Source organism: Streptococcus infantis, assembly GCF_047465035.1.
Lineage (GTDB): Bacteria > Bacillota > Bacilli > Lactobacillales > Streptococcaceae > Streptococcus > Streptococcus infantis_T.
The window spans coordinates 1-14,145 of record NZ_JASHAQ010000005.1 but is presented as its reverse complement, the minus strand read 5'-3'; the positions used below and the strand labels follow the sequence as shown (position 1 = coordinate 14,145).

Below are 14,145 nucleotides of genomic sequence, written 5' to 3'. Positions count from 1 at the left end.
TACTGTATATGTTAATTTGTGTCAAAAAATATGCCTGCAATTTTTCACAATATACAAAAAGAAAAGTCAGTAAAACCAAGACTTTTCTTTATATAAAATACAAATTTCACAAGTTATTTTTTCATTATTTTTCAACAAATTATTTGAATCTTTTCATAATAACTTGTAAACGCCACTGATAAAGAATTCCACTTACCATTAAACTAATGATGAGAGCAATCCAATAGGAGTACGCACCTAAACTAGTCGAATAATCAAGATATAACCCAAGCGGAATCCCAACACTCCAGTATCCAAGAAGACCAAGGCAAAAAGGAACAATCGTATCCTTGTAACCTCTTAAAATCCCTTGCAAAGGTGCCGCAAAGGTATCAGCTAACTGGAAGAACAAGCTATAGGTCATAAAAGAAGCTGTCAGTTGGATAAATTCTGGATCTTGACCATATAATCTGGCTACATTTTCACGATAGATGTAGAGAAAACTAAGTGTTAAAACTGCAAACACCATAGCTGTTAAACGCCCAATATGAATATACTGTTTAGCATCGTCCAATCGTTTAGCTCCTACCTCATAAGAAATCACAATAGCCATAGCAGTTGAAATACTCATAGGAAAAGCATACATCAGATTTGAAAAATTCATAGCTGACTGATGACTGGCAATAATAAGTGATGAGAATTTCGCCATAATCAAACCAACAACTGAAAAAATGGCAACTTCAGCAAATACCGTCCCACCAATTGGTAGACCAAGATAAATAGCTTCCTTGATTTTTTTGATTTGTAGAGGCATAGGTCTTTGGAGTTGATATTCCTTGAGCTTTTTATGCTTTAACAAGACCAAAACCGAAATCAGCAACAAAGCCCAGTAGGCAAGGGAAGTCCCCAGACCTGCTCCTGCACCTCCTAACTCAGGAAAACCAAAAGCTCCATAAATCAATACATAGTTGAAACCACTATTTAAGGGTAGCAAGAGGAGCATGAGATACATAGACAATTTTGTCAGTCCTAGCGTATCAAGTAGCGATCGAATAACACTAAAAAGCAAGAGAGGAATAATACCGATGGCTAAGAGCCACAGATAACGTATGGCAACGCTGGATACAGCCACTTCCAATCCCATGAATTGTAATACAATTGGTGCTAAAAAGAAAACCAAGCCAAAAAGTACGATAGATAAGGCTAAAGCCAAATAAAGAAATTGATAAAAATCCGAAGAAACTTCTTTCTTTTTTCCTTGTCCCAAATGGTGACCAATAATAGGGACCAAGGCTGAGACAATCCCTGTCAGAAAGGTGAAAAAAGGATTCCATAAGCTTGTAGCTATGGAAACTCCTGCCAGATCCAGTGTATTATACTGACCCGTCATTGTTGTATCAACAAAGGAGGCCGAATAATTAGCAAATTGGTAAATCAATATCGGAAAGAATATTTTTAAAAATAAGATAATTTTATCTTTGAGATGTTGAGTTGAGTACATACCTTCTCTTTCTACTCCTTTTCATCCAAGCCAAAAAGCTTTAAGCCGTATTTTTTCAAGCTTAATGGTGGATTACTAGCTTTCGATGTCGTGTGCCAACAATTACAAGTGTCGCAATAATAGCTCCTAACCAAGCCACCATTATCATAGTCTACGGCGTGGTCAGCTTTTTCCTTGGTTTCATATTGAAGTTTAGTACGGTTGGCAGCAGGACAAAACACTCCGTGACAAGCCTTTCTTTTTCTATCTCTAAGTTTACGAAAATAATTCATCCTCAAGCTCCTACTCTGCTTGATAAACGATTTGGCCCTTACAGATAGTATATTTAACCTGCCCTTTTAACTTTTCACCGATAAATGGTGAGTTAGACGCTTTAGAAGCAAAATGGGAGTCCACAAGACGGTCAGCCTTGGCATCAAAAATAGTGATATCTGCTGGACCGTTCTCAGCCAAGTAACCTGCTTCAAAGTTATAAAGTTTGGCTGGGTTATAGGTCATCTTTTCGAGCAATTCCATCAAACTTAACTCACCAGCTTCGACCAAATAAGTCAAACCGAGAGCAAGAGATGTTTCCAAACCTGTCATACCAGATGGCGCTTTGGTAATATCCTCAACATTTTTTTCATCTGCATGATGAGGCGCGTGGTCTGTCGCAATAACTGTGATGACACCCGACTTGAGACCTTCAATCACGGCACGACGATCTGATTCCAAACGAAGTGGAGGATTCATCTTAGCATTGCTACCTTGTGTCAAAAGGAGTGCTTCTGTTTTAGAGAAATGCTGTGGTGCTACTTCTGCAGTTACGTTTGCTCCCATATTTTGAGCAAACTCTACAACTTTAACACTTTCTTCCTTAGACAAATGCTGGATATGAACATGAGCCTTGGTTGCATAGGCAATCATGACATCACGCGCAATCATTGCATACTCTGCAACCCCAGTAGCACCGCAGATATGGAAATGTTCTTTTGCGATATTTTCGTTAAAACCAAGCGTACCATTTAAACCAGGATCTTCTTCATGCAAGCTAATAAAGGTGTTGAGTTTTTTAGCTTTTTCCATAGCTTCCTTGACAACTTTACTACTTTCAAGAGGAATTCCGTCATCAGAAAAACCAACAGCACCAGCTTCTAAAAGCGCCTTAAAATCTGTCAAATCTTGGCCATTAAAGTTTTTGGTAATCGTTGCGACAGATTTTACATTAATTTTTTCCTTGGCCGCAGATTGAAGGACTTCCTGCAAAGTCTCAACATCTGAGATAGTTGGATTGGTATTAGCCATCATTACGACTGTCGTAAAACCACCTGCAGCTGCTGCTAGTGCTCCTGTATGGATGTCTTCTTTATGTGTTTGACCAGGTTCACGGAAATGAACATGGATATCTACCAATCCAGGCGCAACCACAAGATCAGTAGCATCTATTACTTGAGCACCTTCTTCCTGGATTTCAGGAGAGATTTGAACAATTTTCCCTTCATCAACCAAAACATCACAAACTTGATCCAAACCAGACTTTGGATCCATCACACGGCCGTTTTTGATTACTAACATCGCTTTACTCCTTTATTCGTAGAAATCCACTTGGGTATCCAATAACTTATCACCATCATAGACAAACTTGGCTGAAAAGAAAGGCTTATCCTCTAAGAGCCACTCGACAAAGGTATGGTCTCCTTCCCAAGTCGGTTTGCTTAAAACTTCATCATAAGGAACCCATTCTAGCGTTCCCTCATTGCAGTCAATCAAGTCACCCTCGAACTCCGTCACTTTAAAAACATAGGTGTACCAGTCTAAATCTGGCGTAAATTCAGGAAAAGTGATGATACCTTTTAGAACTGGCTTGGCTTTGAGCCCTGTTTCTTCGAGAATTTCACGCGCTGCGCATTCCTGTGGAGTCTCACCACGCTCCAGCTTACCACCCACACCAATCCATTTTCCTTCATGGACATCATTAGGCTTTTTATTGCGATGGAGCATGAGCAATTCTTTTCCATTATCAATGTAGCAAATTGTCGCTAACTGAGGCATATTCTCTCCTTATCTAAGCCAATCGATTGGCTCTTGTCCTGTTTCTTTTAAGAATGCATTGGCCTTGGAAAAAGGCTTGGAGCCCCAAAATCCTCTGTAAACAGAAAGAGGACTTGGATGAGCTGATTCGATAATTAAGTGTTGAGGATTTTTAACCAAGGACTTCTTCTTACGTGCATAGGCTCCCCAGAGTACAAAAACTACGGGTTTATCTAGGTTATTGACAACCTTGATCACAGCATCTGTAAAAGGTTCCCATATCTGACCAGCATGACCATTAGCCTGCCCAGCAGGGACAGTCAAGCAAGCATTGAGAAGCAAAACACCCTGCTCTGCCCAAGAGGTCAAGTCATGTGACGGTTTTACCCCAATATCATCCGCAAGCTCTTTTAAAATATTTTGCAAAGAAGGAGGTGCTGGAATAGTATCTGGAACTGAAAAACTCAAGCCCTGAGCTTGACTAGGCCCATGATAGGGATCCTGTCCCAGAATCACTACCTTAACCTCTTCCAGAGGAGTTGTTATAAGAGCCTGAAAAACTTTTTCCTTAGGCGGATAAACAGTTCCCTGAGCATAGACTTGCTCCATAAAGTGATTGATTTTTCCAAAATAACCCTCAGGTAATTGCTCCTTGATCAAAGCATGCCAAGATGAGTGTTCCATAGCCGACTCCTTCGTTAATACTGCCTCTATTATAGCAAAAAGTGGCTATGGAAACCACTTTTTACAGTTTATCTAAGCAATCCAGCAAGCCTTGATAAGAATGGACTTCGTAAGTCGGCTGGGATTGTGTGTGATTTTCGAGATGATGAGGATTGTACCAAATCGTGTCAATCCCCGCATTATTTCCACCCTGAATATCAGCTGATAAGGAATCACCAATCATAAGGGCATGATCTTTATCAAAGTTAGGGATTCGAGCTCCAATTTTCTCATAAAATGCTGCATCTGGTTTTTGGGTATGGAGTTGCTCTGAAATGAAGATTTTCTTGAAAAATGGTGCAATACCAGATTGCTCCAAACGACCTGTCTGAATAGAGGTAATTCCATTTGTAGCAGCATAGAGTTCATAGCCCTGATGTATCAAATTTTTTAATAAATCTTCCACACCTGGGAAAGTCTGCCCCTGTTTCGATAGGAAAAACTGGTAGCGCTCTGCTAAGTAGGCCCCATCTTTTTCAATACCAAAATGAGCAAACAATTTTGCAAAACGTGTATTGACCAATTCTTTTTTTGTAATTTTTTTCTGTTCCAAATCCTTCCAAAGTGATTTGTTCATAGGTACATAATAATCCTTGTATGCTTGGATATCCTCAACTCCTTCTTCTTCTAAGATTTGCGTCAGAGCTATATCCTCAGCAGTATCAAAATCGAGCAGTGTGTGATCTAGGTCGAATAATAGAAATTTGTATTTCAATTTTAAAAACTTCCTTTCTTGAGGGGACAAAGAGTGGGACTAAATGATTCAAAAAAATTTAAAAAATTTTACCTCTACTTATTGAATAACTTAGCCCAATTCTGCTTGGAATTTAAAATTCTGGAGACATAAACCTCATATTTGTCGATATAATAAAAAGCTAAGTAATTTTCAATTGGCATATATCGATAACGTTTTCCGTCATCTGTTAATTCACCATAACCTCGACTTGAAACCAAAGGACATGCTTCTGGAAAGGTTTCTAAAGTTTCTAGTGCCGTTAGAATAAGGTCTAGTTTACTATCGGCAGATTGCTGGCTGTAAAAATTCAGTACAATATAATCATGTATTTCTCTCAAGTCTTTCTTAGCTTGATCCGTAAGAGAAACATGGTAACGCTTATGCTTAGTCAAGTCCAAATTCCTTTCTTACACCTGCCAAAGACGTTAGTTTACCTTGCTCAATTTCTTGATGTCCCATCAAGATTTCCTTTTTCAAGTCTTCAAAAGCAACCTGATATTGAGTCTCTTGTAAATCACTAAATACGAACTCTTTAGGATCAACTGCACCTGTCGCAATTTTACGAAGTGCAGCATTAAAAATATCTGATAGGGTTAACTTTTCATCAGCTAAGATTTCTTTCGTTTGTTGGTAAAAAGTCGAATCTGCTCTAAAATTAACAGGTTGAGTACTTGCCATGATTAATACCTCTTTGTAAAGATGATTTGTAAATACATTTTATCATCTTTAGATTTGAAATTCAACGAAAAGCTCCTTTAACAGAAAAGGAGCTATCTTTTATTTTATTGGTGTACAGCTTGTGCTGCTGTGATTAGTGTAAGTTTGAAGACGTCATCTGAGTTACATCCACGAGAAAGGTCATTAACTGGTTTGTTCAAACCTTGCAATACTGGACCAACTGCTGCAAAGCCACCGAGACGTTCTGCCATCTTGTAGCCAATATTTCCTGCTTCGATACCTGGGAAGATAAAGACGTTTGCTTGTCCAGCAACCTTGCTTCCTGGTGCCTTGAGAGCAGCTGTTTCTGGAACGAAGGCAGCATCAAATTGCAATTCCCCATCGATTTCAAGGTCAGGACGAAGATCATGAGCAATCTTAGTTGCTTCAACGACCTTATCAACGCTTTCACCAAAACCAGAACCTTTAGTTGAATAGCTTAGCATAGCAATTTTTGGTTCGATACCAAACATCTTAGCTGTAATTGCAGAGTTAATCGCAATTTCTGCCAAAGCTTCAGCGTCAGGATTGATATTGATGGCACAGTCACCAAAGAGGTAACGTTCAGTACCACGAACCATGAGGAAGGCACCTGAAGTACGGCTAACATTAGGACGAGTTTTAATGATTTGAAGGGCTGGGCGAACAGTTGCCGCAGTAGAGTGAATAGCTCCTGAAACCATTCCATCTACCAAGCCCATGTAAACCAACATAACACCAAAATAGTTCACGTCTTTAACCAAAATTTCGCGAGCTTCTTCTTCAGTCATTTTTCCTTTACGACGTTCTACAAGTGATGCTACCATGTCTTCAAATTGAGGGTAGTGGGCTGGGTCGATGACTTCATAACCATCCATGATTCCTTCGATTTCAAGATAGATTTTAATTTTATCAGGATTTCCTAGTAGGACAGGGATAACTTCTGTTTCTTTTACGATGCGTTTTGTAGCTTGAAGAATACGTGGTTCTTCACCTTCTGGCAAGACAATACGTGCATTTTTACCAACTAAGTTGGCTTTTAAACTTTCAAAAACTTCCATGAGTTTTGACTCCTTTTAAGATATATTATTATTTGATAACTGAGTTATAAGAGTGTTGAAATCATCCGGCAGTGGACTTTCCATCTCCAGCTGCTCTTCAAGAAAAGGATGATAAAACGATAAGTAATGGCAATGTAGAGCTTGGCGCTCTATGCCATGTTCAAGACTACCACCATAGAGGTCATCGCCAAGCAAAGGGAAACCGATATGGGAGAAATGAACACGAATCTGGTGTGTCCTTCCCGTATGTAGTCGAATATCAACTAGATGAATATTGCCATAAGACTGCACTATTCGATAGGAAGTATGGGCATACTTGCCACCTTTTGCTACTCTGCGAGTGATGATAGAATCTTCATCTCTGGCTATTGGAGCAATGATTTCACCTTGAGGTTCCAGAAACCCATCTCCTTTAACCAGAGCAAAATAGCGCTTTTCAATGGCTTTCTTCTGCAACTGCTTGTCTAGTCTAGCATGAGCATAACCATGTTTAGCAAAAAGCATGAGACCCGAAGTATCGCGATCTAGTCTGGTTACAATGTGAACCTGCTGATTTTCATAGTTCTGTTTCACATAGTAGCCCTTGATAAAGTTGGCAATGGTATTGGAATGATTGACACTAGGAATCGAGGCCACACCAAAGGGTTTGTTTAGAATTAAGAAATGATCATCTTCAAACAGAATATCCAGTGGATAATCAATTGCTTCCAGTGTCTCAAAACCTTCCTCAGGAGGAATGTCGATGACAACCACATCCCCAATATCTAAGAGATAGGTTGCATTTTGTGGATGACCGTTTACGCGAATATCTCCACCTCGAAACTTGATTTTGGCCAGCAAACCTTTAGAGACTTCATGCTTTTTCAAAAATGTCTTTACCTTGACGTGTTCGTCAGCAATAAATTCAAACCTCATTCATCCACCTCACCAATAAAGGCATCTTTGACACGATTCCAAAAACTAGTATGGCTTGGTGTTGCTACAAAATGAATCTTATGATGGTCTATCTGGTATTCTATTCTTTCAATATTACGGTAAGAATAAATGCTATTGTCAACAGAAATCGTATGATAGTCATTACGAGTTGGTATCAATTCTATCTTATCCTTCTTAGGTACAATGATAGAAGAACCTAAGGTTCTATAGACACGATTGTTAAGACTCGCAATTTCTGTCAATTGTAGGGCCTCAATAGTAGGATGTAAAACAGCTCCACCAAGAGATTTATTATAGGCTGTACTCCCAGTTGGCGTAGATACCGTTAGGCCATCTCCTCTAAAACGTTCAAATGGCACTTGGTTAATGATAATATCGGCAACCATAGTCCTATCAGCTCTCCGAATGCTAGCCTCATTCAAAGCTCGGAAAATTTTCACTTCTCCATTTTCCAAAAATATCTTTACATTTAACAGTGGGTAAGACACACGAGCCCCAGTATCCAACTGTAGATTAGTAAGCAGTTGATCTAGTTCAAAATCACGGTAGTCCGTATAGAAGCCTAAATGACCTGTGTGAACACCAACGAAGCGAACCTTATCCAACTGGTCTTCATACTTGTGAAAAGCAGACAAAAGCATCCCATCCCCACCTATGGAAATCACGATATCGGGATGTTTATCATTTAATATAAAGTTATTCTTTTTTAGTCGATCTCTTAATTCATATAAGACTCGTTGACTTTGAGGTTTGCGATTAGCGATTAGATCAATTCGTTTACCTGTATTCTTCATCGGTATCGTCACTATTACCTACCCCGTCATTTAACTTTCTATGCAATGGATCAAAGAGTGCCTGTGCTTCCTGGATATCATCACGAATTTTACTCATTTCTTCATCCAATTGGTGAGAGATTCTTGCTGTGATTTCCAGACGTTTCTTAATTTCTTCTGGAAAATCCCCTTGATATTTATAATTAAGAGAATGCTCGATGGTAGCCCAGAAATTCATAGCCAAGGTACGAATCTGAATCTCCACCAGAATCGTTCTTGCCCCATTGATCGTATCCACAGTATACTCAATAATCAAATGGTAAGAACGATAGCCTGAAGCCTTTCGATGAGTAATGTAGTCACGTTCTTGTACCACTCTCATGTCTTGCCTCTTACGAAGGATGGCAACAACCTCGCTCACGTCATCTACAAATTGAACCATGACGCGTAAACCTGCAATATCTTGCAAGTCCTGTTCCAACGTATCGTATCCAATCCCTCGACGAGCCATTTTTTCTTTTATACTTTCGATCGGTTTGACTCGACCAGTTACAAACTCAATTGGAGAATGTTTATTTTGTTTGCGGTATTGTTTTCGAATACCTCGGAGTTTTATCTTCAGCTCTCCGACAGCCTGAATGTAAGGATCTAAAAATTCTTCCCATTCTGTAATCATATATCTTTTTCATCCAATTCTCTATACACTTCGATTTATCTAGTTTTTGATTTTCTAGGAAAAATCTTATACAATAAATACAATGCTTATTATACCATACAATCGCTTTCAAAGATAAGGAAAAAGTAAAAAAAATGAAACATTTAGAAATTGAAATGAAAACACTTCTAGAAAAGGATGAATATCAAAGATTGCAGGAGCACTTTTCAGGAGTCACACCTATTACACAAAAAAATTACTACCTAGACACGCCTGATTTTTACATTCGTAAGCATAAAATTGCTATGCGCATTCGTACTTTTGAAAATAGCGCTGAATTGACCATAAAAATTCCACAAAAAGTTGGAAATATGGAGTACAATCAAGATTTAAGCCTAGAGGAAGCAAACTATTGTCTCAAAGAATGTAAACTTCCACAAGGAATGATTCTTGACGAATTGACTAGCCGTGGACTTTCAACCAGTGGCTGGGTAGTTTTAGGTTGCCTAACTACTGTTCGTTACGAAAAGCAAACTCCTATCGGACTCATGGCTCTTGATCAAAGTGAATACTTTGATATTGTTGACTATGAGCTTGAATTAGAAGTAGAAGATGGTAAGCAAGGTAGCCTTGATTTCCAAGAATTTTTACAAGTCAATGAAATCCATTACAAAAAAGCTCCTTCGAAATTGGTTCGTTTTATAGAAAATATGAAAAAATACTGAAATAATCTTCTTTTTTTGATAAAATAAAAGGGATGAAAAATAATAGAATCTTTTGTAGAGAGCATTTATCATTAAAAGTGTTTTACTACAGCGATTCACATAGTTTAAAGAGGACGGTTTATCGATGTCAGATACAAAAAACATGAAACTTTTCGCACTATCTTCCAACCAGGAAATTGCTCAAAGAATCGCAGATGCTGCAGGTGTTCCACTTGGAAAAGTATCTTCACGCCAATTTTCAGATGGTGAAATCCAAGTTAACATCGAAGAAAGTGTTCGTGGATATGATGTTTATATCATCCAATCAACTAGTTATCCAGTAAATAACCACTTGATGGAACTCTTGATTATGGTTGATGCTTGTGTTCGTGCTAGTGCTAATACCATTAACGTTGTACTTCCATACTTCGGCTACGCTCGCCAAGACCGTATCGCTTCTTCGCGCGAACCACTTACTGCAAAACTGGTTGCAAATATGTTGGTGAAAGCAGGAGTTAGTCGTGTATTGACTCTTGACCTCCATGCCGTTCAGGTTCAAGGTTTCTTTGACATTCCAGTTGATAACCTCTATACTATCCCACTTTTTGCAAAACACTACTGTGACAAAGGGTTGACTGGCTCCGATGTGGTTGTTGTTAGTCCTAAAAACTCTGGTGTAAAACGTGCTCGTAGTCTTGCTGAATATCTTGATGCTCCAATTGCCATCATTGATTATGCACAAGATGATTCTGAACGCAGTCAAGGTTACATCATCGGAGATGTCGAAGGTAAAAAGGCAATTTTGATCGATGACATTCTGAACACTGGCCGTACCTTCTCTGAAGCTGCTAAAATTTTGGAACGCGATGGTGCTACTGAAATCTACGCGGTTTCAAGTCATGGACTATTTGTTAACGGTGCTGCAGAGTTATTAGATGCAACAAATATTAAGGAAATCTTGGTTACAGATTCTGTATTGACAGAAAGTAGAAAACCTAAAAACGTACAATATATCACTGCTAGCGAATTGATTGGTGATGCTATGGTTCGTATTCATGAAAGAAAACCAGTTAGTCCACTATTTAAATAGAAATTAGGTGAGTTTTTGATTTATTTGGATAATGCTGCAACGACTCCGATGTCTTCAGTAGCTATCTCAGCAATGACTCAAGTCATGCAAGAAACTTATGGCAACCCTTCTAGTATTCATGGACATGGGCGCCAAGCAGGTAAACTATTACGAGAAGCTCGTCAAGAACTAGCAAGTTTACTAGGAACAAAGCCACAACATATATTCTTTACCACTGGTGGTACTGAAAGCAATAATACTGCTATCATCGGCTACTGCCTTCGCCATCAAAATCGTGGAAAGCACATTATCACTACTGCGATTGAGCACCATGCTGTTCTAGAACCCATCAAATACTTGGTTGAAAATTTCGGTTTTGAAGTGACTATTTTACAGCCTGAAAATCAAGAAATTACTGCAGACCAGGTCAAAAATGCACTGCGTGAAGATACCATTCTTGTTTCTACTATGTTTGCAAACAATGAAACTGGTACACTTTTACCTATTGCTGAAATTGGGGAAGTTCTAAAAAATCATCCAGCCGTCTATCATGTCGATGCGGTTCAGGCAGTTGGTAAATTAGAGATTCTTCCCGAAAAATTGGGAATTGATTTTCTTAGCGCTTCTGCACACAAATTTTATGGTCCAAAAGGAGTTGGTTTTCTCTATGCTGCATCTACAGATTTTGACTCCTACCTTCATGGTGGCGATCAAGAGCAGAAAAAAAGAGCAGGAACAGAAAATCTTCCTGCCATTGTGGGAATGGTAGCAGCTCTAAAGGATGATCTTGAAAACCAAGCACAAAACTTTGAAAAGGTTCAAAAACTAAAAGAAACATTCTTAAAGGAAATGGCTGACACAGACTATTACCTCAATCAAGGAAATGACCAGCTACCTTATGTCCTTAATATTGGATTCCCAGGTCAACGTAATGATCTACTACTCCTTCGTCTAGATCTTGAAGGTATTTCTATTTCAACTGGCTCTGCTTGTACTGCAGGTGTCGTTCAAGTTAGTCATGTTCTTCAGGCTTTCTACGGTGAAGACTCTCCTCGCTTACACGAATCCGTTCGCGTCAGCATTTCACCTCAAAATACAGAGCAAGAAATAATCACTCTCGCACAAACTCTAAAAGAAATCATTGGAGGTTAACTCAATGGCATTCGAAAAAACCATTAGTCTTAAAAATTGCCGTTATAATTACACACTTAGCCCTACTGTCAAAAAGTTTACTCTAAAAGATAACACTTTTTTTGAAACAAAGGTTGGTAACTATGAATTAACACGCCTTCTTGAGAAGGTTCCAAATAGTGGAGAAGGTTTCCAACTTAAGATTATCATCAACAAAGACTTAACTGGTGCAAAAATCAACATCACTGATAAATTTGGTCTACGTTTGGTTGATATCTTTAAGTCAGAAGAAACTCATATCCACCAAGAGAAATTCTACTTCTTGATGGACAGTCTTGTGGAGCGTGGTGTCTTCACTAAAAGTGAAAGATAGAAGGTCCCTATGTTTCGATTAACCTATAAGGATACCTATCAAGTCGATCGCATTTTAGAATACGAAGATTACGAAGCACTCATGTTGTCACTTTCAGGATGTGTGACTCTTCCAGATACGACCGTCATTACTTCTCTTACCTATAAGGGAAAAGAAATCTATCAAGGTCTTCTGGGAGATCTCTATCGTTTTCTATTTCACTATGATTTTACAAAGATAAACTAAGATTTTCTTAGTTTTTTCTTATTTTTGTTGATTTTTTCACAATCTTTCTATAAAATAGTATTTAGAAAGGTTGTGATTTTGTGAAAGAAAAACAGTCTGCTATTCCAAAAGCAACAGCAAAGAGACTTTCTCTTTATTATCGTATCTTTAAAAGATTTCATGCAGAAAAGATTGAAAGAGCCAACTCAAAACAAATTGCCGAGGCCATTGGTATTGATTCTGCTACCGTTAGACGAGATTTTTCCTACTTTGGTGAACTTGGTCGCCGTGGATTTGGCTACGATGTCAAAAAACTAATGACGTTTTTTGCTGATCTTCTAAATGATAATTCTATTACGAATGTTATGTTAGTGGGGATTGGTAATATGGGGCATGCACTCCTTCACTACCGTTTCCACGAACGAAACAAAATGAAAATCATTATGGCTTTTGATTTGGATGATCATCCTGAAGTTGGGACGAAAACCCCTGATGGAATCCCAATTTATGGAATTTCCCAAATCAAGGATAAAATAAAGAATGCAGATGTTAAAACTGCAATCTTAACTGTACCGAGTGTCAAGTCACAAGAAGTAGCCAATCTCCTTGTCGATGCTGGTATTAAAGGAATTTTAAGCTTTTCACCCGTTCATCTTCAACTACCAAAAGATGTGGTAGCTCAATATGTGGATTTAACTAGTGAATTGCAAACTCTCCTCTATTTCATGAGAAAAGAGGATTAGAAAGCGTAAGCATTTATGAAAAAACCAGTTATTGGGATTACAGGAAACGAAAAAGCTCATCCTGATGATGAGCTTATGATGAGCTATGCTGCAAAGGGCTTTGTTGAAGGAGTCAAGGAAGCTGGGGGAATTCCCATTATCCTACCAATTGGTGATCAAGAAATGGCCAGTTACTACATTGGCTTGATTGATAAACTCATTTTAACTGGTGGACAAAATGTCGATCCCAAGTTCTACGGTGAGCCTAAAACAATCGACAGCGATGACTACCACCTTCAAAGAGATATTTTTGAGCTAGCTCTTATAAAAGAAGCCATCAAACAAAAGAAACCGATTTTTTCTGTTTGTCGAGGCACCCAGCTCTTTAATGTGGCTATGGGAGGAACTCTTTATCAAGATATTGAAGACCACTGGCAGGATTGTTCTGCCGAGTACACAACACAACGTTTAGTAACTGAGCCTGATACTATTCTTCGAGATATCTATGGAGAAATCTCTCATATCAACTCTTTCCACCATCAGAGCATTAAAGACCTTGCTCCAAATCTAAAGGTTGTCGCTCATGATCCTAAAGATGGTATTATCGAGGCTGTAACAACGACTGATGGTTTCCCTTACCTCGGTGTTCAATGGCATCCGGAATTTCTTTTTGAAAATCGCCCCAAAGATAAAACACTTTTCGACTATGTCGTCAATGAATTGTAAAACCTGTATCATATACAGGTCAGAACGAAGACAAATGTCATTTTTGGCGTTTGTCTTTTTTACTTTTCAAAAATATGTTGTCTCATCATCTGATATTCCATCCGAAAATCTGTATTTGAGAAAAATAAAAAGGGATATTTCCTATC

General features: G+C 38.6%; 19 protein-coding genes. 7 read left to right on the top strand and 12 right to left on the bottom strand.

Annotation, left to right across the window (positions count from 1 at the left end):
• Positions 1-139: 139 nt before the first annotated feature.
• The 12 genes from QM406_RS03205 to QM406_RS03150 all read right to left on the bottom strand — a co-directional run bounded on the left by QM406_RS03205 (position 140) and on the right by QM406_RS03150 (position 9,091).
• Positions 140-1,480, bottom strand: a complete 1,341-nt coding sequence (locus QM406_RS03205; protein WP_414273394.1) for an MATE family efflux transporter — start codon at positions 1,478-1,480, stop codon at positions 140-142.
• A gap of 11 nt (positions 1,481-1,491) precedes the next feature.
• Positions 1,492-1,752: a hypothetical protein gene (locus QM406_RS03200; RefSeq protein WP_075230518.1), complete on the bottom strand. Its 261-nt coding sequence runs from the start codon at positions 1,750-1,752 to the stop codon at positions 1,492-1,494.
• Positions 1,753-1,762: 10 nt separating this feature from the next.
• Positions 1,763-3,034: a dihydroorotase gene (locus tag QM406_RS03195; protein WP_414273393.1), complete on the bottom strand. Its 1,272-nt coding sequence runs from the start codon at positions 3,032-3,034 to the stop codon at positions 1,763-1,765.
• Between the two features lie 12 nt (positions 3,035-3,046).
• On the bottom strand, positions 3,047-3,511 hold the full coding sequence (locus QM406_RS03190; protein WP_223326646.1) for an NUDIX hydrolase: 465 nt from the start codon (positions 3,509-3,511) through the stop codon (positions 3,047-3,049).
• A gap of 9 nt (positions 3,512-3,520) precedes the next feature.
• On the bottom strand, positions 3,521-4,174 hold the full coding sequence (locus QM406_RS03185; protein WP_414273392.1) for a uracil-DNA glycosylase: 654 nt from the start codon (positions 4,172-4,174) through the stop codon (positions 3,521-3,523).
• A gap of 61 nt (positions 4,175-4,235) precedes the next feature.
• A complete protein-coding gene (locus QM406_RS03180) occupies positions 4,236-4,928 on the bottom strand; it encodes a YjjG family noncanonical pyrimidine nucleotidase (protein WP_414273391.1) in 693 nt (230 codons plus the stop codon).
• A gap of 74 nt (positions 4,929-5,002) precedes the next feature.
• Positions 5,003-5,341, bottom strand: a complete 339-nt coding sequence (locus QM406_RS03175) for a type II toxin-antitoxin system RelE/ParE family toxin (RefSeq protein ID WP_414273390.1) — start codon at positions 5,339-5,341, stop codon at positions 5,003-5,005.
• Entirely contained in the window at positions 5,334-5,627 is a 294-nt protein-coding gene (locus QM406_RS03170) for an antitoxin (RefSeq protein ID WP_414273389.1), read from the bottom strand. The genes QM406_RS03175 and QM406_RS03170 overlap by 8 nt, the downstream gene beginning before the upstream one ends.
• A gap of 104 nt (positions 5,628-5,731) precedes the next feature.
• Positions 5,732-6,706: a phosphate acetyltransferase gene (pta, locus tag QM406_RS03165; RefSeq protein ID WP_049548636.1), complete on the bottom strand. Its 975-nt coding sequence runs from the start codon at positions 6,704-6,706 to the stop codon at positions 5,732-5,734.
• A 15-nt stretch (positions 6,707-6,721) separates the two neighbouring features.
• A complete protein-coding gene (locus QM406_RS03160; protein ID WP_223338466.1) occupies positions 6,722-7,621 on the bottom strand; it encodes an RluA family pseudouridine synthase in 900 nt (299 codons plus the stop codon).
• On the bottom strand, positions 7,618-8,436 hold the full coding sequence (locus QM406_RS03155; RefSeq protein WP_025171265.1) for an NAD kinase: 819 nt from the start codon (positions 8,434-8,436) through the stop codon (positions 7,618-7,620). Before QM406_RS03155 ends, QM406_RS03160 begins: the two co-directional genes overlap by 4 nt.
• Entirely contained in the window at positions 8,420-9,091 is a 672-nt protein-coding gene (locus tag QM406_RS03150; RefSeq protein WP_000627444.1) for a GTP pyrophosphokinase family protein, read from the bottom strand. Before QM406_RS03150 ends, QM406_RS03155 begins: the two co-directional genes overlap by 17 nt.
• Positions 9,092-9,225: 134 nt before the next feature.
• Here QM406_RS03150 and QM406_RS03145 point away from each other — a divergent pair, with 134 nt between their 5' ends.
• The 7 genes from QM406_RS03145 (at position 9,226) to QM406_RS03115 (ending at position 13,999) form a co-directional block, all read left to right on the top strand.
• Positions 9,226-9,795: a CYTH domain-containing protein gene (locus QM406_RS03145; protein WP_414273388.1), complete on the top strand. Its 570-nt coding sequence runs from the start codon at positions 9,226-9,228 to the stop codon at positions 9,793-9,795.
• Positions 9,796-9,919: 124 nt separating this feature from the next.
• Positions 9,920-10,864: a ribose-phosphate diphosphokinase gene (locus QM406_RS03140; RefSeq protein ID WP_049526337.1), complete on the top strand. Its 945-nt coding sequence runs from the start codon at positions 9,920-9,922 to the stop codon at positions 10,862-10,864.
• Between the two features lie 15 nt (positions 10,865-10,879).
• Entirely contained in the window at positions 10,880-11,995 is a 1,116-nt protein-coding gene (locus tag QM406_RS03135; protein WP_414273387.1) for a cysteine desulfurase family protein, read from the top strand.
• Positions 11,996-11,999: 4 nt separating this feature from the next.
• Positions 12,000-12,347: a DUF1831 domain-containing protein gene (locus QM406_RS03130; RefSeq protein WP_414273386.1), complete on the top strand. Its 348-nt coding sequence runs from the start codon at positions 12,000-12,002 to the stop codon at positions 12,345-12,347.
• 9 nt (positions 12,348-12,356) lie between these two features.
• Positions 12,357-12,572 carry a DUF4649 family protein gene (locus QM406_RS03125; protein ID WP_414273385.1) on the top strand — a complete coding sequence of 72 codons (216 nt, stop codon included), beginning with the start codon at positions 12,357-12,359 and terminating at the stop codon, positions 12,570-12,572.
• A gap of 80 nt (positions 12,573-12,652) precedes the next feature.
• Positions 12,653-13,294 carry a redox-sensing transcriptional repressor Rex gene (locus QM406_RS03120; RefSeq protein ID WP_311522274.1) on the top strand — a complete coding sequence of 214 codons (642 nt, stop codon included), beginning with the start codon at positions 12,653-12,655 and terminating at the stop codon, positions 13,292-13,294.
• Positions 13,295-13,309: 15 nt separating this feature from the next.
• Complete coding sequence (locus QM406_RS03115; RefSeq protein ID WP_414273384.1) at positions 13,310-13,999, top strand: gamma-glutamyl-gamma-aminobutyrate hydrolase family protein; 690 nt, start codon at positions 13,310-13,312, stop codon at positions 13,997-13,999.
• Positions 14,000-14,145 lie beyond the last annotated feature (146 nt).

Bases quoted from the DNA above. Each gene is read 5' to 3' on its own strand.
- QM406_RS03205 (WP_414273394.1), bottom strand. From the start codon at position 1,480: ATGTACTCAACTCAACATCTCAAAGATAAAATTATCTTATTTTTAAAA.
- QM406_RS03200 (WP_075230518.1), bottom strand. From the start codon at position 1,752: ATGAATTATTTTCGTAAACTTAGAGATAGAAAAAGAAAGGCTTGTCAC.
- QM406_RS03195 (WP_414273393.1), bottom strand. From the start codon at position 3,034: ATGTTAGTAATCAAAAACGGCCGTGTGATGGATCCAAAGTCTGGTTTG.
- QM406_RS03190 (WP_223326646.1), bottom strand. From the start codon at position 3,511: ATGCCTCAGTTAGCGACAATTTGCTACATTGATAATGGAAAAGAATTG.
- QM406_RS03185 (WP_414273392.1), bottom strand. From the start codon at position 4,174: ATGGAACACTCATCTTGGCATGCTTTGATCAAGGAGCAATTACCTGAG.
- QM406_RS03170 (WP_414273389.1), bottom strand. From the start codon at position 5,627: ATGGCAAGTACTCAACCTGTTAATTTTAGAGCAGATTCGACTTTTTAC.
- pta (WP_049548636.1), bottom strand. From the start codon at position 6,706: ATGGAAGTTTTTGAAAGTTTAAAAGCCAACTTAGTTGGTAAAAATGCA.
- QM406_RS03160 (WP_223338466.1), bottom strand. From the start codon at position 7,621: ATGAGGTTTGAATTTATTGCTGACGAACACGTCAAGGTAAAGACATTT.
- QM406_RS03155 (WP_025171265.1), bottom strand. From the start codon at position 8,436: ATGAAGAATACAGGTAAACGAATTGATCTAATCGCTAATCGCAAACCT.
- QM406_RS03150 (WP_000627444.1), bottom strand. From the start codon at position 9,091: ATGATTACAGAATGGGAAGAATTTTTAGATCCTTACATTCAGGCTGTC.
- QM406_RS03145 (WP_414273388.1), top strand. From the start codon at position 9,226: ATGAAACATTTAGAAATTGAAATGAAAACACTTCTAGAAAAGGATGAA.
- QM406_RS03140 (WP_049526337.1), top strand. From the start codon at position 9,920: ATGTCAGATACAAAAAACATGAAACTTTTCGCACTATCTTCCAACCAG.
- QM406_RS03130 (WP_414273386.1), top strand. From the start codon at position 12,000: ATGGCATTCGAAAAAACCATTAGTCTTAAAAATTGCCGTTATAATTAC.
- QM406_RS03125 (WP_414273385.1), top strand. From the start codon at position 12,357: ATGTTTCGATTAACCTATAAGGATACCTATCAAGTCGATCGCATTTTA.
- QM406_RS03115 (WP_414273384.1), top strand. From the start codon at position 13,310: ATGAAAAAACCAGTTATTGGGATTACAGGAAACGAAAAAGCTCATCCT.